At 47.2% G+C, this 17,729-nt stretch carries 16 protein-coding genes; 7 read left to right on the top strand and 9 right to left on the bottom strand.

Annotation, left to right across the window (positions count from 1 at the left end):
* Window positions 1-6: 6 nt before the first annotated feature.
* From H6F73_RS11825 to H6F73_RS11810, 4 genes are all read right to left on the bottom strand, one after another.
* Window positions 7-1,476, bottom strand: a complete 1,470-nt coding sequence (locus H6F73_RS11825; protein WP_190758949.1) for a hypothetical protein — start codon at window positions 1,474-1,476, stop codon at window positions 7-9.
* Between the two features lies 1 nt (window position 1,477).
* On the bottom strand, window positions 1,478-2,815 hold the full coding sequence (locus H6F73_RS11820; protein WP_199330501.1) for a hypothetical protein: 1,338 nt from the start codon (window positions 2,813-2,815) through the stop codon (window positions 1,478-1,480).
* 195 nt (window positions 2,816-3,010) lie between these two features.
* Complete coding sequence (locus tag H6F73_RS11815; RefSeq protein ID WP_190758948.1) at window positions 3,011-4,531, bottom strand: EcsC family protein; 1,521 nt, start codon at window positions 4,529-4,531, stop codon at window positions 3,011-3,013.
* Window positions 4,532-4,759: 228 nt separating this feature from the next.
* The gene (locus H6F73_RS11810) at window positions 4,760-5,416 is read right to left on the bottom strand and encodes a Uma2 family endonuclease (RefSeq protein ID WP_190758947.1); all 657 of its coding nucleotides are present in this window, start codon (window positions 5,414-5,416) and stop codon (window positions 4,760-4,762) included.
* 211 nt (window positions 5,417-5,627) lie between these two features.
* Between H6F73_RS11810 and thiL the strand changes: the two genes are divergently transcribed.
* Complete coding sequence (thiL, locus tag H6F73_RS11805; RefSeq protein ID WP_190758946.1) at window positions 5,628-6,644, top strand: thiamine-phosphate kinase; 1,017 nt, start codon at window positions 5,628-5,630, stop codon at window positions 6,642-6,644.
* A 169-nt stretch (window positions 6,645-6,813) separates the two neighbouring features.
* Here thiL and H6F73_RS11800 read toward each other — a convergent pair whose 3' ends face one another.
* On the bottom strand, window positions 6,814-7,830 hold the full coding sequence (locus tag H6F73_RS11800; RefSeq protein WP_190758945.1) for a type I glyceraldehyde-3-phosphate dehydrogenase: 1,017 nt from the start codon (window positions 7,828-7,830) through the stop codon (window positions 6,814-6,816).
* Between the two features lie 96 nt (window positions 7,831-7,926).
* Here H6F73_RS11800 and H6F73_RS11795 point away from each other — a divergent pair, with 96 nt between their 5' ends.
* Entirely contained in the window at window positions 7,927-8,088 is a 162-nt protein-coding gene (locus H6F73_RS11795; RefSeq protein WP_190758944.1) for a hypothetical protein, read from the top strand.
* A gap of 57 nt (window positions 8,089-8,145) precedes the next feature.
* On the opposite strand, the gene nadD is transcribed toward H6F73_RS11795, so the two are convergent.
* On the bottom strand, window positions 8,146-8,850 hold the full coding sequence (gene nadD / locus H6F73_RS11790) for a nicotinate (nicotinamide) nucleotide adenylyltransferase (protein WP_190758943.1): 705 nt from the start codon (window positions 8,848-8,850) through the stop codon (window positions 8,146-8,148).
* A gap of 458 nt (window positions 8,851-9,308) precedes the next feature.
* Between nadD and murC the strand changes: the two genes are divergently transcribed.
* The 3 genes from murC to H6F73_RS11775 all read left to right on the top strand — a co-directional run bounded on the left by murC (window position 9,309) and on the right by H6F73_RS11775 (window position 12,669).
* Window positions 9,309-10,889: a UDP-N-acetylmuramate--L-alanine ligase gene (gene murC, locus H6F73_RS11785; protein ID WP_190758942.1), complete on the top strand. Its 1,581-nt coding sequence runs from the start codon at window positions 9,309-9,311 to the stop codon at window positions 10,887-10,889.
* 104 nt (window positions 10,890-10,993) lie between these two features.
* Window positions 10,994-11,986: a UDP-N-acetylmuramate dehydrogenase gene (murB, locus tag H6F73_RS11780; protein WP_190758941.1), complete on the top strand. Its 993-nt coding sequence runs from the start codon at window positions 10,994-10,996 to the stop codon at window positions 11,984-11,986.
* 338 nt (window positions 11,987-12,324) lie between these two features.
* Window positions 12,325-12,669, top strand: coding sequence for a YbaB/EbfC family nucleoid-associated protein (locus tag H6F73_RS11775; RefSeq protein ID WP_190667965.1), 345 nt, complete (start codon window positions 12,325-12,327; stop codon window positions 12,667-12,669).
* Between the two features lie 286 nt (window positions 12,670-12,955).
* Here the strand turns inward: H6F73_RS11775 and H6F73_RS11770 are convergent, their stop codons facing one another.
* Window positions 12,956-14,311 carry an SGNH/GDSL hydrolase family protein gene (locus tag H6F73_RS11770; protein ID WP_190758940.1) on the bottom strand — a complete coding sequence of 452 codons (1,356 nt, stop codon included), beginning with the start codon at window positions 14,309-14,311 and terminating at the stop codon, window positions 12,956-12,958.
* Window positions 14,312-14,618: 307 nt separating this feature from the next.
* Between H6F73_RS11770 and H6F73_RS27270 the strand changes: the two genes are divergently transcribed.
* Entirely contained in the window at window positions 14,619-14,843 is a 225-nt protein-coding gene (locus H6F73_RS27270; protein ID WP_347239522.1) for a hypothetical protein, read from the top strand.
* Window positions 14,794-15,225, top strand: a complete 432-nt coding sequence (locus H6F73_RS11765) for a low molecular weight protein-tyrosine-phosphatase (protein WP_347239521.1) — start codon at window positions 14,794-14,796, stop codon at window positions 15,223-15,225. Before H6F73_RS27270 ends, H6F73_RS11765 begins: the two co-directional genes overlap by 50 nt.
* A gap of 52 nt (window positions 15,226-15,277) precedes the next feature.
* Here H6F73_RS11765 and H6F73_RS11760 read toward each other — a convergent pair whose 3' ends face one another.
* On the bottom strand, window positions 15,278-15,979 hold the full coding sequence (locus tag H6F73_RS11760; protein ID WP_190758938.1) for a response regulator transcription factor: 702 nt from the start codon (window positions 15,977-15,979) through the stop codon (window positions 15,278-15,280).
* Window positions 15,980-16,125: 146 nt separating this feature from the next.
* Window positions 16,126-17,718, bottom strand: coding sequence for a glucose-6-phosphate isomerase (locus H6F73_RS11755; RefSeq protein ID WP_190758937.1), 1,593 nt, complete (start codon window positions 17,716-17,718; stop codon window positions 16,126-16,128).
* Between the last annotated feature and the right edge of the window lie 11 nt (window positions 17,719-17,729).

Here is a 17,729-nt window from a genome sequence, read left to right as displayed (position 1 = left end):
CTAATTCTAAGATAAAATTGGTACACTTCCTAAACAAATATTAGTTCCTTCAATTTTAGCAACCATTTCAAGCAATCTATCACTATTTTCCATTAATTCATCCCAACCGGCATCGTCAACTTGTTCCATCTGTTCTATCCCAAGCCGGTGTTGATCAAATACCCAATATTTAATGCTGGGGATGAGGTAACGAAATAAAGCCATCCATTGTGCAGAGTTAATCGCTAGAGGATTCCCTTGCATTAGTGCAATCTTGCCGGTATTTCCCAAGGCAGCAATTCCATGAGCAGCTAACAGCATTGATCTATATTTTGGGTGAGAAGCTAAAGTAAATTTAGTCTCCCCGTATTCAGAATAGTGCCTTAGCATAATGTAGGCTCTCAGAACTATCTCAATCACTGCCGGCGTGATTCCAGATACTAAGAAATGCCGAAAATCATAGCCATTTAAATACATCCATCGAGCCACTTCACCAGCCGTTCGATTTTTTTCTCCAAAGCTGCCGGCATTAATTCCTTGAATGAGCGTCATAAAAGGAGCCGGCAATCCCATCGGAGTCGCTACATCAGAAATCAAATGCCCAATTTGCCGCAAAATTGCTTCAATTAATCCGACAGTTTGGCTTGCCGGCACACCTTTAATCTCGAAATTGTGAAGGCTACTGAGTTTATCATAAGAAAAGCCGGTGATCGTTCCCCGCATGATGTCAAGTACACCAAACACAAATCCCAAAACAGGATCGTGTCCTAATGATTGAAATCGGTGCGATTTGGGATACATTCCCCCGATAAGTTTTTGATTATCGTAGGGAACTTTGCAGGTTTTCTCAAGGGATCTTGCCCATTGAGCAAACCAGTCATCCGATTTTTTGATATCATATTGCTTAACCCATGCAGTGATCGGACTTCCGACTTGTCCGCTGTATTCTTCGGTGTTTATTGTTGCCGGAATTTTGACTAATAAAAAGTCTGTGAGTGATGCTAAAATACCACTCGCACCCACAAAAATATAATCCCACTTATCCCAAGCGTACTGAGCTTGATAAGATTCATCCCGCAGTTTTTTAAAGTCTTGTTCTGTTAGCAGTGCTTCGTAAGGTGCTAAAGAAATATTTTGAAAACCGGCTTCCTTATTGCATTCATACTGAAGCGAGGAAATTTGGCATTGTCTGACAAAACTATCCCAATCTTTGAAGCCAATTTTGATTAAATCTTGGGAAATAGCAGCACGCCGGTGATCATATAATCGCAGAATTTCATCAGGGTTAAAATCGCTCAAATCATCTTCATCAAGCAAATCAACCGATGCTTCTAATTCTGCCATGAGCTTCTCAAGCTCTTGGATTTGTTGAGCTTGATTTGAAACATCTGCGAGTTTTACTTCTACATCTGACACTGCAGCTTTAAGCTGTTGCAGGATGCGATTTTGTGTGTGCAACACAGCATTTAATTCAGCAGCAAACCGCTCTGAAACCATCTTAAACTCCTGCCTGTTTGCGCTTGGCAAGTAACTGCTGTAAATAACGCATCTTTTCAGTTAAAATGCGAATGGCTTCCCGGTTAGTCTCGGCATCAGCAGCGGCTTTTTGTAACTCTTCAATTTTTTCTATCACTCCATTCAATGTTTCTTGAAGGTTTCTAATCACCAGTTGAGCTTTGCGTTCTTTTTCGGCTTGGAATTGTGCTTTTTTCTGCTTGTCGCCTGTATCGAGCAAATGCGATACGCCCATGAATATACCTGTACCCAAAAGAACCGCAACACCAATGCCGGGAACCATTCCCCCCACACCGACAAATGCACCTAATGCTGCTAATCCAGAGGTAATTCCTGCTGCACTTAATCCAATAACTGATCCGCAAAGATAAACGGCAGCAATGGGAATACCGACAGCAGACAAGCCGGCTGCCGCAGTTTTTATCGCATCCGCAGCTTGGTTATCATCTAAACCACGAGCGCGGATTTTTTTCATTTCTTGGATAAACTTTTCAATTGCTTTTACTTGTTCATTTGTAATCCGTAACTCTTGCTGTGCGAGTTGGATTGCTTTTTCCTCATTAGGATCAAGTTCATCATTAGCCCAAGCAGTGTCGATGAGGTTAACCATTAAGCTTAAATGAAGGTTTTCCTCGGCAGTTGATAGGGCTTTTAAGCAGTCATATAATACAGGCGGCTCAATAATATAGGATTGCACTTTGCGTTTTGCCGGCTCAGACATTCCCTCTAAATCCATAATTCCAAAGATGAGTTCCATCTCCTCTTTGTCGAGACAACCGTCAGCAGCGGCAATTGCAAAAAGCGCACCATAAAAAGCGACGCGCTCACTTTCTGGTAATTTGGAAAAGTCTAAAACTTGATTAGTTGGCTTACTGCCTCCATTTGCTATTTCTGCTACGGCTTGAGTTGTCTCTGATGCCGCAGTGCTAATCGCTTCTTTTGCCTTAGCTGCTGTTTGCGTTGCCGCTACAGTTGCCCCTGATGCCGCTCTGCCAATAGCTTCACCGGCTTTGGCTCTAGTTTGCGTTGCTGCTACAGTTGCCCCTGATGCCGCTCTGCCAATAGCTTCACCGGCTTTGGCTGCTTTGTCTGTTGCGGCTTGAGATGCCCCTGATGCCGCAGTGCTAATCGCTTCTTTTGCTTTGGCTGCAGTTTGCGTTGCCGCTACAGTTGCCCCTGATGCGCTGCTGCTAATGGCTTCACCTGCTTTGGCTGCTGTCTCTGTTGCTGCTTGCGTTGCTTGTGCGGCAGCGTTACTAATGGTTTCTCCCAACCCTGTCGCTGTTTTTGTGATTGATTTCCAAAAGTTTTGCTGTGTCATAAGAGGTAGAGGTAAAAAGTTTAAAATGTAACTAAATAAGTTAACTCAGAGATTCAAATGAGTGATTTTTTCATCAATGGGTATTTTGTGAAAGATTCTAGATTTCAGTAAACTAAGGCGAATTTCATTGATAGCCTCTTTCATCAAAAAAACTAGAATCTTTAAATATAAAATGTGCTATCATCTACAGGTTTTTTATTGAGCATCACTATTAATATTAATACCAAACTTATTGAGAATAGTTTCTATAACTTGCGTTTCTTCGGGGGTTACTACTCCATCTAATTGAGCTATTTTTTGACATTGAGCGAGCAGTGGCACGGCAAAATCACTATTGATTTGAGCAAGCAAGGTTTCTAAAGAGGGGGGAGATGTGATATTAGCCGTAATTGCTTCTAATGATGCAGGGCTGAGATTCAAAATTTGCAGTTCTGGCAACAGTTGTTCCCCTGTTTTATCAGGATTGCCGGCTAAAAAAACATGAATCAAAATTTGATCCATGATCACTTCTTGTGATATCGCACCTTCTAAATATTTCTCACTTTCAACCAGAGAATCTATTACAGTACCTTCCAAAATCAATGAATTTCGCTGCTTGGCTTCATAAAAACGACAAGCCCCATATCCAAGTGAGTAGATCATTGCTGCATTCGTGCTTGCACCAATCATTGCCCCAGCCACCGGCACATTTCCCAGCCAACCCAAACCGGCTTCAAGCGCTAAACTTCCACTCACAGATAAAGTAAAGATTGTGAGAACTTCCCCTTTGCGAGCACTCGATTGTAAATCCTGCCCATAAGCAGCAGCGATCTGATAAATCAATTCTGCTGAAAGAGCAGTCATCGCCGCCAAATCAACGCCTGCCATCGCCAGTGCTGCTCCCGGCACCAAGTTGCTAGCCAAACCTGAGCCGGCTGCAAGCACTGTTTTATCTACCATCAAACGATGAGCAATTTTTCTTGGTTCTTCGTTAGGATACTGCTGCTGTAGCCCTCTAACTTCAGCTTCGGCTTTAGGAACATCCACTTTATCTATGAAGCGAATTAGCCAATCAGTTGTTACGTTTTTAGCATTTTGAATAGTTTTTCCAGTAGCATCCATAATAGGTGCCGCTGCATTTGTCGCTTTTTTAGCAACAGTTTGACCGGCTTTGGATGCAGTGTAAGCGATTGCACCGCCAACTTCCGTTGCTTTCCCTACAACTGCTTTGCCGGCTACAGATGCAGCGCCGGCAACGACTCCGCTTACTCCTAAAGATTTCCCAACGACGGCTTGACTTGCCTCTGATACCGCGCTGCCAATGGCTTCGCCGGCTTTGGCTGCTGTGCCTGATGCCGCCGCAGTTGCTCCTGATGCCGCACTGCTGAAAAATCCTTTTGCCTTGAGTGCGGTTTCCGTTGCCGCTACGGTTGCCCCTGACGCGCCACTGCTGATAGCTACGCCGGCTTTAGCTGCGGTTTTCGCTACAGCTATCGATGCTCCTGATGCCGCACTGCCAATGGCTTCGCCGGCTTTAGCAGCTGTGCCTGATGCCGCACTGCTAATGGCTTCGCCGGCTTTGGCTGCTGTGCCTGATGCCGCACTGCTAATAGCTTCGCCGGCTTTGGCTGCCGTATCCGTTGCCGCTTGTGTTGCGTGTGCGGCAGCGTTACTAATTGTTTCTCCAAACCCTGTCGCTGTTTTTGTCAGTGATTGCCAGAAATTTGGTTGTGTCATAAAAAAAGCGTATAACCTGGGATTTGCTTTCAGGGTAACGCTTCGGAGGTTGGCAAATAATCCGTATTTCCCGCAATTTTTTAGCCAATTAGACGCTTACCCTACCGCTATGCTTGCGCTTCTGTTCAAATAACGTAACAAAGTCCCATTCAAGTAAAAACCGGCACCCTTCCCTCTCCAAAAGATGCCGGTATACAAATCGCTTGAAATATTGCAGCAATTAAAAATTCACTCCTCCGGTTCAATTCCTGCTGCTCTTAACTGCGCGGCTAATCGTTCCGCTCGTTGTTGCGCCAACTCTTTCTCCTCTCGTTCCTGCTCTCTTTGCTGATACAACTCCAGATAATCAACAAACTTTTCCCCATTCGGTGCGTAAAGTTCCAACCCCTCATCATTCAACTCAAACCGCACCCCCAAACGAGGAGAAACCCAGCCGATCATCGGATCAATGACATCTAATAATCCGTCCGTGCGCCGCCATCCCCTCAAATCTTTATCTGCTGGATCATACAAATAATATTCTTCCACTCCATAGCGGTTATAAAACACTAACTTTTTATCCATCTTTGTCTGGCTATCGCTTTCTGAGCGCACTTCAAAGATGACTTGGGGTGTAATATTCTCTTCTTGCCACTGTCTGTAAGATTTGCGATCACTTTTGCCTCTGCCAAACACCACCATTACATCAGGGGCTTGACAGATGTTGGCGTTTCCCTCTACCGGATACCAAAATAAATCGCCGGCTACAAATACATTTGGGTCATCTTTAAAGATTGCGTCACAGCCGCCCTTTATTTGAGTAATCCATCGGTACTGAATTGTACCATCTGCCATTGGTTTACCGTTACTGGATGGATAAATGATTTGTTCCGTTGTAAGTTGCATAGTGAGAGCCTCTAACTGAGCTTATTTTATCTTTTTTAATCTGGATTTTGCTTATTTAAATATTTTATTTAATTACCTAATTTTAATATAACTGATTCAAGAGTTTTTTATTTTTAATTTAAATAAAAGTTGTCTTGAAATTAATTGAATATATCCTTAATACAGTAAAATTACATTCAAGAATATTAAACCGGCATTGTTGTAAAAACTCGTGACCGATAATCCTCCGTCCTTACAAGTTCAAGATATTGGAGAGCAGGGACTCTTAAAACGATTACACAAATTCTGTCCTCCAGATATGGTGGGGGATGATGCGGCGGTAATGAATTTGTTACCGGCACAACAGTTAGTAATCACAACTGATATGTTGGTGGATGGCGTTCATTTTAGCGAACGTACAACATCCCCAGAAGATGCCGGCTGGCGTGCTGCTGCGGCTAATTTATCGGATCTCGCAGCAATGGGAGCACAACCGGCAGGAATTACGGTAGGTTTAGGCATCACCGGCACTACCCCTGTCAGTTGGGTTGAAAGACTCTATCAAGGAATGCAAAGCTGCCTGCAACAGCACAACACCCCCATCGTCGGCGGCGATATTGTCCGTTCCCCAATAATTACCCTCTCGATCACCGCCTTTGGTCAAGCTTACCCGAATCGGATCATCCGTCGTTGTGCAGCTCAACCTGGAGATGCCATTATCGTCACCGGCTTTCACGGAGCCTCCCGTGCCGGTTTAGAATTATTACTGCATCCAGAATTTGGTCAAAATCTTCAGCCGGCTGAGCGAGACAGCCTCACACTCGCTCACCAACGCCCCAAACCCAGATTAGATGTATTGCCGCTACTTTGGGAAATTTTCGCTCTGGAATCTCCAATCCCTGTAGCCGGTATGGATAGCAGCGATGGATTAGCAGACGCTATCGTGCAAATTTGTCAAGCCAGTGCAGTTGGCGCGAAAATTGAACGCAACAGCATTCCCATCCCGCCGGCACTCAATCAACTCGTGCCGGCAGATCGCGCTTTAGAATGGGCTTTATATGGCGGAGAAGACTTTGAACTCGTACTTTGCCTGCCGGCAGCCGTTGCTCAGAAATTGCTAAATCAATTGGGTGCCGGTGCAGCTATTGTCGGAACAATTGCTTCCCAAGCTGGTGTTTGGCTAACAGACAATGCCGGTATTTATCCCGATCAGCAACTGACTCTTAACCAAGGATTTAAACATTTCTAATTTTAAATTTTTACGAACCCAGATAAACGAAAACGCAGATATTTAACCACATTTAAAAATATCTGCGTTTATCTGCAAACGTAGGTGGAACTTGAATGACGAGCGTAGCACATTCAAGTTTCACCTACGGAATCAACGGTTTAAAAATTTAAATCCCACATCCAACGTCCTAAGCAACCCACTTCTGAGCCACCAATTCAGCCAGATCGACAACCCGTTGGCTGTAGCCCCACTCGTTGTCATACCAGGCAAGAACCTTCACCATGTCGCCATCCATGACCATTGTCAGGCTAGCATCCACGATGGAAGAAGCATCATTCCCCTTATAGTCACAAGAAACCAGGGGGAGATCGCTGTATTCCAAAATGCCTTTGAGTTGACCTTGTGCCGCGTGTTGCAGCGCTTCATTGACTTCTTCAGTGAAGGTTCTTTTCTCAACCTGAGCCACAAAATCCACAACCGACACGTTAGGTGTTGGCACTCGCATAGCAATGCCATTGAGCTTGCCCTTCATGGCTGGAATCACCAAAGCAACCGCTTTCGCAGCGCCGGTGGTGGTAGGCACAATGTTCATTGCCGCAGCCCGTGCGCGTCGCACATCCCGGTGGCTAGCATCTAGCAGCCGCTGATCCCCGGTATAGCTGTGGGTGGTGGTCATCGTACCTTTGATAATATTGAAGTTCTCGTGCAACACCTTGACCACGGGTGCCAAGCAGTTGGTTGTACAACTGGCATTGCTCAGGACGTTGAACTTGTCGTGTTCGTATTCGTTGTCATTGACACCCATCACATAGGTGCCGATGTCTGAGCCTTTCCCAGGTGCTGTGATCAGTACCTTCTTAGCTCCAGCTTCTATGTGCTTTGAAGCACCGGCATTGTCAACAAACACACCTGTTGCTTCAATGATCAAGTCAATTCCCCATTCAGCCCAGGGCAAGTTTAAAGGGTTGCGATCTGATACACATTTAACTGTATGACCGTTGACGGTAATGGAGTTGTCATCGGCACTAATATCGGCGTCCAACTTGCCCAACATCGTGTCGTATTTCAGCAAGTGAGCGTTGGTTTTTGGGTCAGAAGTGTCGTTGATAGCAACGACCTCAAGTTGGCTGTTGGTTCTGCCAATCCAGCAGCGCATGAAGTTACGTCCGATGCGTCCAAACCCGTTGATCGCGACTCTAATCACTGCGTCTTGCCCCTTTGTTTTCTTAATAGATACCTAGTTCGCCCCAGCCTATATTTTGGGACTTGGTGTTGAAGATACCACAAAAGAGTACCGTCTATGCTCTCCATCTTCTTAAACAACAAGTGGCCGGTTTTAACTGGGCTAGGGCGCACAGCTAATGGCTATTTTTGCTCACCGGCACCCCCAGCCGGCCCAACCGAGTTGAATGCATTTTTAACTGCGATGATTTTCAATTATAAAAAAATTACTCAAGCGTAATCAATAGATAAAACGAATTTACCTCAGTAATGCTTTGCATATAATCCGAATGAATCATTACTGATTAGTTGCCGATTGATAAAGGTTCTCAGTTTCAATGTAAATCCTAACGGCTTCCGGCACTAAGTAACGGATTGAGCGCCCTTCGCGGCAAAACTGGCGAATTAAACTTGACGAAACTGCCACCAAAGGCGATTGCAGAACTTGCCAGCGCACCGGCATCGACGTATGAGCCAGATGGTGGGCCACTTGTTGGCAAAGTATCTGAGTCTCCAAGTAAATTTCATCGCTCCAGCAGGTCTTACCGACCTCTTCAGCAGCACTTCCTCGCAGCAGTCGGGGGGCCACCAACCACTCAACAGACGTAGCTAGAATGTCGCGGCAGTGCCATTTGGGCAGTGTCTGGAATGCGTCTGCTCCAACAATCCAGTACCACTGAATCGCTGGATAGAGTTCCTGAAGCTCCATAAAAGTTTGGATGGCATAGGAAGAGCCGGTGCGATTAATTTCTACCGGCGAGACAACAAACGCCGGATTCTCTACGATTGCCTGCCGCACCATTTCCAAGCGACGCTCAAACTCAACCAATGATCGGGAAGATTTATGGGGAGGGTAGCGAGTGGGAACCCAAATCACCCGATCAAGCTCCACCTGCGTCGAAGCAGTCTGGGCAATTAGCAGATGCCCTAAATGAACCGGATCGAAGGTGCCCCCAAAAACAGCGACTTTCTGCGTACCTAAACCTTCACAACCACCCTTCATCCCTGCAGTCTCGAACGCTGGATTTTGCCAAAGAGCTTAATAAATATAGCCATTTGTCCTCCCTGTGCCAAAATAACCTCAAGATTGCCGGCTCGTCCGGATACCTATCAAATAGTCAGATTTATAACTCTAGTAGCGCTGATATCTAACAGGTGTTTCTCAGAAGCCATCAATACGGCTTTTGAAGAAATCCGAGTTCCTGATTGCTGATGCCAACAGCATTAGTGTTTTTTCAGGAAATCCTAGGACAACAGATGTAAGTTAAACAGTCAAGATAAATACACTTGCTATAGAGAAATGAGCATCTAAGAGTTAGATCACCTGTGCCGTCATTGCTTTAAAGTGAGAAACTAAACTTTCAGACTTGTCTAAATCTATCCTGGGTTGTATCGGGAAAAAGGAATTCCTGATATGATATCGCGTGTTATTGGCGTGGTGTGGTGTGTAAGGAGCTAAAAATGCTGAGTTCTGTAGATTTCAGCGGCAGGCCATTCCATTTCATCGGAATCGGCGGAATAGGAATGTCAGCCCTCGCTTATATTCTAGCTAAGCGTCAGCTGCCCGTATATGGCTCGGATCTTAAATCTAGCCATATTACTCAGCGGTTGCAGGAAACTGGCGCTCATATTTTTTGGCGTCAAGACGCAAGTAATTTAGAATTTTTTAAGCCGGCAAGCGATCAAACTGGAGCAACGTTTGCACCTGCCGGTGTGAGCGAGAGTTCTAAGCAGGGCGCGGCAGCAGCAACCACAACGCTGGAAAGCACATCCAAGGTTGCTAAGTCGCCGGCAAACTTACCCCAAGTGATCTGCTCAACAGCAATTCACTCAGGCAACGCCGAATATCAAGCGGCGATTGACTTGGGGTGTCCGATTTTCCACCGCTCAGATTTACTGGCCGCCCTGATCAAAGATTACCAAAGCATTGCTGTAGCCGGCACCCACGGTAAAACAACAACGAGTAGCTTGATCGGGTATGTGCTGATGCAGGCCGGTTTAGATCCAACCATCGTGGTGGGGGGAGAAGTCAAAGCCTGGGAAGGCAACGCCCGACTGGGAGAAGGGCCGTATTTAGTTGCAGAAGCAGACGAATCAGACGGTTCTCTCGTCAAGCTTTCAGCCCAAATCGGCGTTGTCACCAATATCGAACTCGATCACCCAGACCACTACGCCAACCTTGATGAAGTAATCGCCACGTTCAAAATTTTTGAAGGGCGCTGCGAAACCTTGGTGGGCTGTATTGACTGCCCCACGGTCAGAGATAGCCTCAAACCAAAAATTAGCTATAGCTTAGATCCAGAAACTGGAGCCGACTATACTGCCGATTGTATTGCGACCCGCGCAGATGGCACCACGGCCAGAGTGTGGGAACGCGGAGAAATCTTGGGACAGCTGAACTTGAAATTGCTAGGCCGGCATAACCTCAGCAACGCCCTGGCAGCAGTCGCAGTCGGTCGGTTGTTAGGCTTAGACTTTGCCGCAATTGCCGACGCGGTCGCCACGTTTGAAGGCGCACGGCGTCGTTTTGAAGTTCGAGGTGAACACAACGACATTTTATTTGTCGATGACTATGCCCACCACCCCAGCGAACTCCGGGTCACCCTGGCAGCAGCGAGTCTACGAGCAAAGGATCGCGAGGCCAGTTCCACCAAAAACCATAATGGCAAATCGAACGGACGGGTTGTGGCGATCTTTCAACCCCACCGCTACAGCCGCACCCTCACCTTCCTACAAGAATTCGCCCAGTCTTTTAGCGATGCCGATATCGTTGTTCTTACGAATATCTATAGCGCCGGTGAACCGGACTTAGGGCAAGTCAGTGGTCAGCAAGTTGCCGATTTAGTTGCCACTTACCATCATCAGGTGCACTATCAACCATCATTACAGTCAGTTTGTACGTTTCTAACAGAAACGCTCCTTCCTGGCGATGTGGCCTTATTTCTGGGAGCGGGTAACCTAAATCAGATCATTCCAGAGGTCATGACTTTTTATGAAAAGTCAGAGCAGGAACGGTCTCACGAAGGGCACCGTCGCGCCTGATCTGCTGAAACATCCGTTTCTTGCGCCCTGATACAAGCAAAAAAAGCGCTTGTTTACCCACTTTCAGAATGTAGGTCTATAGGAATTTAAGCACCTAAATTATCATGACTCTTTCCTATGATCCTCCGAGTGTTTTCAAAACTGCTAGTGTGACAGCCACTTCCGAGGCCAATTTTTTGAAACCAGATTCGCCAATTTCCCTGCCAGGAACGAATTGTCAAATTAAGTCTCAAGTTTCCTTGGCAACTCTAACCTCCTTTCGCGTAGGCGGCCCTGCTGAATGGTACATTGCGCCACGCCACTTGGAAGACTTGCAAGCAAGTTTCGAGTGGGCGGTTGCTGAAGGTGTGCCCATTACTTTGTTGGGTGCCGGTTCTAATTTATTGGTGAGCGATCACGGCCTAGACGGCTTAGTGATTTGCACTCGCCACTTGCGCCACTCCCACTTTGATGCAGAAACCGGCCAAGTGACCGCTGCCGCCGGCGAACCGCTTGTTCGCCTCGCTTGGCAAGCCGCAGAGCGCGGCTGGGAAGGGCTAGAGTGGGCGGTGGGAATTCCCGGCACCGTTGGAGGGGCTGTGGTGATGAATGCCGGTGCCCACGGTGGCTGTACTGCCGAGATTTTAGTGAATGCTCATGTCCTTTCACCGAGCGGCAAAGTAGACATTCTCACCCCCCCAGACCTGGACTACAACTATCGCACCTCCGGGCTTCAAGGCGGTGATCGCTTAGTTAGCCAAGCGACTTTTCAATTGCGGCCTGGAGCAGAGCCGGCAAAGGTGATGGCCGCAACGGCAGAACATCTCAAGCAGCGACAAACGACTCAACCCTACCATTTGCCTAGCTGTGGCAGTGTTTTTCGCAATCCCAATCCTCTCAAAGCCGCCTGGTTAATTGAGCAAGCCGGTCTCAAGGGCTATCAAATTGGGGGCGCTCAAGTCGCCCAGCGCCATGCTAATTTTATTCTCAACTGTGGCGGAGCCACCGCAAATGAGATATTCCAACTGATCCGTTATGTTCAGGAACAGGTGGAACAGCGTTGGTCTTTGTGTTTAGAACCAGAAGTTAAAATACTCGGAGAATTTCAACCGATTTAGTCAGCGGCAGGTAGGATATCTAGGTCATCTGAGTGAGTGGGGGCGACCCTACCCACTTTTAACTTTTCACTTTCTTTTGACGGGTCGCGCTCCTATCAGACGTTACAGTTGGTAACATGAGTATCTGGAGCAATCACCGGCTCTCTGGCTGGGGCTTCTTGTCAATTGAAGCAGCCAGTCCACGCCTTTGTGGATCTTTATCTGCCGGCGTAAAACTCGAACTGCGTCAGCATTAAATGCAGGAAAAAGCGAGAAGTCTGTGTCTGCCCGATCAAGCGCAAAGCGCTGAAACGGCAGTCTGTCAAATGCAACCCTAATCCATTCAGAGTTTAGAAATTATGTCAAAAGGACAGGGATTTGGCTTCGGTCTGGGGAAAATGAAAGAGCTGACCGAAGCTTTTAAAAAAGCCCAGCAGGTACAAGAAGGAGCGAAAAAGCTCCAAGAAGAACTCGATCAAATGGAAATCGAGGGACAAGCCGGCGGCGGTTTGGTCAAGGTTATTGTCAGTGGAAATCAAGAACCCCGTGGGGTGGTGATTTCACCGGATGCACTGGGTGAAGGCGCAGATGTTGTGTCTGAACTCGTCACCATCGCCATGCAAGATGCCTACAACAAATCCACGACAACCATGCGAGAGCGTATGGAAGAGTTGACAGGGGGACTTAATCTGCCCGGTCTGTAACGGCTCTCTTCGCGCTTGCTAAGGCATCGATCACGTTTCTAGTCTGGAAGTGGTTAAATAATCCGGCTAACATCGCTGGCGAGACTCACCCTGAGATACCTTCTCTTTCTCGCCAGCAGTTCTCATTTGCCCAACCGTCCTTGCATTGGCTGAGCGATGAGTCAAACCCGCACCCTAATCTTCAAACACACCTGCGCTCAGCCGGCAGAAATATTGAGCGCCTAGCGTTGCTTTTAACAGCATTAACAGCATTTCCCGTGCCTGTTGCCCCTAGCCTTTCACCGGGCTAATTTGGGGGTTTCGTCTGCGTTTGCAGCGCCTTATTAACGGTTTCCGATAGGTGGTTGGCAAGTTGTGTATTGGCAACATCGGACAAATGAACTGCATCCTGAAAAGCTGGATCGCGAAAGTCTGCATAAAAATTATAGAGATTCAGCGCCGTTACATTCTTGGGAAATTCTCGCTCTACATCCTTGACAACTGCCCCTAATTGTGGAAACCCTGGTTCAACTTTTTGAGCGTAGGATTTTCCTAGCTGCTCTAAAATCTCCCGCTCATCGGGAATGGGATTATTTTGCCCCCGGCCCGTAATTTCCGGCTGAACCGCCACAATTAACGGAACATTCGCCGCTGCCGTAAGACGAGCCATTTGCTGGAGATGATGCCCGTACCGGCTCACCCTGCGTTGCAGTTCATCAGCATCATCGGCTAACTGTTTGGCTGGGGGAAGTACAGAATTGTCGGCAACTAGACTCAATTGGTTGGCATAGTCTTTGAGCGGAGCTTCATGAGGCCGCAATATCCAGTATTGGACTCCTTTAAGGAGATAACTTTGAGAGATCCAATTTTGCCACCCCTGAGTCACAGCGGCTGAGAAATGAGTGGAAGCGTTTTGCAAGAAGGTTTGTGTCCCTGGAATATCAGCGCCTTGCTGAGTGCTGGGTAACATCAAGTCCTCGTAACCATTCAAAACCACGATCAGATCGGGTTTGTAAGCCAAAATCTCAAGGGCTAATTGAACGACTTCATTGCCTGAGGTATAACCCGGTACGGCAGCATTGATGACGCGATACTGACCCTGCCGTATTCGGACTGAAGAAGCCGGTGTTTCCCCTTGTTCGTTCTCCGAGGGAGTTTCCTCTGAGTTGGGCTGTTGCTTCCCCGCCTGTTGGTTCAGACGCTGTTCGAGTTGGCCGGCCAAGGTCGTTTGATTGTTTAAACTGAGGTAGCCAAAAGCCGCCGCTCCCCCTAAAACAAATACTCTAATTTCACCCGGAGGCTTCTGTAATGCCACCGGCTCATCAGCCCGAAAGCCTTGCTCATTAATACGCCAAAAATCGCTCTGTTGGTTTTTAGCAAGTTTGTACCCGAGCAGCTCATTTCCTTGAGCGATCAAAGACCCTCTATTCGAGAGTCCATCATAGGGGACTTGTGCTTGGTTGAGAAATTTGAGCCGGTATGCGGTGACTATTTTACGTTCGGCTTCATAGGCTGCCAATTCATCACTGAAGCCGGTAATTGCCGTCAAAATGCGGATCAGTATTTCCAAGACAATTAGCGCCACAGGGATCGACAAGAGGATCGCCAGTGGCTTAGGGAATGGACGGCGGGTTTGATAAATTCCGCGTTTGCTTTTAAACATCAAGCAATTTCCTATAAAAACCGATGGGGTCGCACACTAAGCCGCGCACCTGCAAAAGCGTCGCACTCTTGTGTATGGTCGGTCAAGACAAGGGTGTGAGTGCTTACAGTCTAGCTAGCACTTCTCAATCTGTAATTTTCCAACAACAGCAAAGACTTAACGAGCGGCCAAACGCGGCACCTTCCATTTTGTAGTAAGTTTCCAAACAATGGAAAACAAGGCCAATAACGCTCTAGCTCGAATCTAAGAAATAAGATGGTATAATTTTGTCGCTTAACTTAGCCTGAAGACCCCAGCCACTTCAGAGGTGAGCCAATCTTGCTTTTGGCTTTTTCGCAAACGCTCTGGGGCGTTAATCGATACGTTGGGAAAAGCAAGGCTGACCCTCTCATTTACAGAACCAGAGATATTTACGAATGCCCTACAAGCTTTTATTCGTCTGCCTTGGGAATATTTGCCGTTCACCGGCAGCCGAGAATATCATGAACCACCTGATCGCAGAAGCAAATTTGAGCGATCAGATTATTTGTGAGTCTGCCGGCACTGCTAGCTATCACGTTGGTAACCCACCGGATCGGCGCATGGTTGCGGCTGCCAGTCAGCGGAGGATGAAATTTTTAGGTGAAGCGCGTCAGTTTCAGAAACTAGACTTTGAAAAATTTGATTTAATTTTGGCAATGGATCAGGAGAATTACCGGGATATTATTTCCCTAGATCCTGTCGGCAAATATCGAGACAAAGTCAGAATGATGTGTGACTTTTGCACCCACCACAACGACAAAGAAGTGCCCGATCCCTATTATGGCGGCTCCGACGGCTTTAACTATGTAATTGATTTACTTCTAGATGCCTGTCAGGGTCTATTACAGCACATTATTAACAATCAAGCCTCAAACTCAAGGGCTAATGGCTAATGGCTAATTGTTCATAATTGATGGCAATTAGCGATTAACCATTAGCCCTTAGCTATTTTACTAAATGATGCTCCATTGCAAAACGAACCAGTTCTGCTCGGTTACTGGTTGCGGTTTTTCTCAGAAGACTGCTAACGTACTTTTCCACAGTCCGGGGACTGAGGTGGAGAGAATCGCCAATTTGAACATTAGAAAGACCAACCGTTAGTAAATCCAAAACTTCTTGTTCTCTTTGGGTGAGAGGAAGCATCGGCTCGCTATCGGGTGCAGGGATTGGCTTAGCCTCAGATGCCTCACCTTGAGGGAGGTGCGATGGCAACACCGAACCGTTTGGAGAGCGTAAGGCATCTGGATAGGAGAATCGCCACTCAGATTGAATTAGCTGTGAGCGCTCTAATAGATTGCGAATAACTGCTCCCAATTCATCCAATTCAAAGGGTTTTGGCAAATAAATGTCACACCCTAATTGGTAGCCGCGAATTCGTTCCTCGGTATTGGTACGAGCGGTTAAGAAAATAACTGGCAACAAGCGAAAAGCCGGCCTTTGGCGGACTTGCCGTACCAGTTGATAGCCATCCATCCGAGGCATGATGATGTCTGTCACCATCAAATGCGGCTGGTATTCATCAACCATTATCAAGGCTTCTTGACCATTCTCAGCCGTGATAACTGAGTAGCCAGACATCTCAAGGTAATGGCTGATGGCCAGACGAGTCCCTGGATCGTCATCAACAACAAGAATTGTCAAGGGCATGGGGCGCAGACAGCAAACATAAGGATTTTAGATTTTAAATTTTGGATTTTGAATTTTTGGTCGATCCAAAATCCAAAATCCAAAATCTAAAAAAGCCGAGTTTCCACTTCTAGACTAGGTCAACTGTAGCGGAATAAACACCTGTCCTAAGTCACAACTGCCTTCAAACTAGCGGGTTCGCCAAGATTGCCATGCAATTTGACGCCTTGCCGGTCATTAGCCGCTAGATGGCGCAGAATTTTGTAAATCGCCTCGATCTGGTCAGGTGCATTGGCTTTGGTGGCTATAGCTTCTAAGGAAAGCGGTTGGCTTTCGGTTTGCAGCACTTGTAATACGCGTTTCTGCAAATCAAGGATAACAGCAGCGGCTTTTTTACCGGCTTCTACACCCGGTTGGTGGTAGGCATTAACATTCACCAGAAACCCATACAAACTCACGGCTCGTTCGTACAGGGCAATTAAGGCACCCACAGTGCGGGGATTTACCTGAGGAATCGTCACGGTAATTGAATCCCGGTGATTTTCGTAAAGCGCCTGCCGGGTGCCCAAAAGGAAGCCACACAGATAGTCTCCCGATGTGATGCCCGGTTCTACTTCTGGTGATGGGCCTTGCCGGTCTTCTAAGACCTCAATAAACGTAAGGAAGAAATTTGGCACCCCATCGCGTAGTTGCTGCACATAAGCGTGTTGATCGGTTGAGCCTTTGTTGCCATAGACTGCAATGCCTTGATGAACAATGTTACCATCCAGGTCTTTTTCTTTACCTAACGATTCCATAACCAGCTGTTGCAGATACCGGCTGAACAGGAGCAGACTGTCCTTATAGGGCAGCACAACCATGTCTTTTTCGCCCTTTCCGTTGCCGGCATAGTACCAAGATAGCGCTAGCAAAGCGGCTGGATTTCCCTTAATTTGAGGCTTCCTCGTGGCAGCATCCATTTCCTTAGCCCCCGCCAGCATGGCATGGATGTCAATGCCCTGTAGCGCCGCTGGTAGCAGCCCAACGGCTGACAATTCAGAGGTTCGTCCTCCCACCCAATCGTGCATAGGGAATGTGGTTAACCAGCCTTCAGACTTGGCTAGCTTGTCTAAAGTGCTGTCGTGGCCGGTGATGGCGACGGCGTGTTTGGCAAAGTTAAGCTGCCGGTTGGCAAAGGCTTTTTGCACTTCAATCATGCCATTGCGAGTGTCAGGCGTTCCCCCAGATTTGGAGATTACCAAAACTAACGTCGTGGGCAGCCGGTCTTGGATTCGAGTGAGTAGGCTGTCAATGCCGGCAGGATCGGTATTGTCAATAAAATGAATGGCCATCGGCGGCACATCTGGAGCGAGGGCAGCGGCCACAAATTCCGGGCCAAGGGCAGAACCCCCAATGCCAATTGAAAGCACATCCGTAAACTTGGGTGCGTCGGAAGGGTGGATGGTGCCGCTGTGGATTTTTTGAGTAAACGCTTCGATTTGCTCTAAAGTTTCAACAATTTCTTGTTTGAGTTCCGGTGCCGGTGCCAAGTCAGGATCTCGCAGCCAGTAGTGGCCCACCATGCGGTTTTCGTCCGGGTTAGCAATCGCCCCCCCTTCGAGATCCGCCATATTTTTAAACGCCTTCTCAAATTGTGGCCGCATTGCCTCAACAAAAGCGTCATCAAATCGCATCCGACTGACATCAACGTAAAATTCTAAGCCTTCGTGGTAGTAGAGCCAATGCTGATAGCGTTGCCAGAGTGCTTTACTCGCATCCATAACAAATCTCA

Origin of the sequence: Microcoleus sp. FACHB-68 (assembly GCF_014695715.1) — a bacterium.
In the GTDB taxonomy this organism is placed as follows: Bacteria; Cyanobacteriota; Cyanobacteriia; order Cyanobacteriales; family Oscillatoriaceae; genus FACHB-68.
The sequence above is the reverse complement of the archived record's forward strand: the minus strand, read 5'-3'. Positions and strand labels throughout refer to the sequence as shown.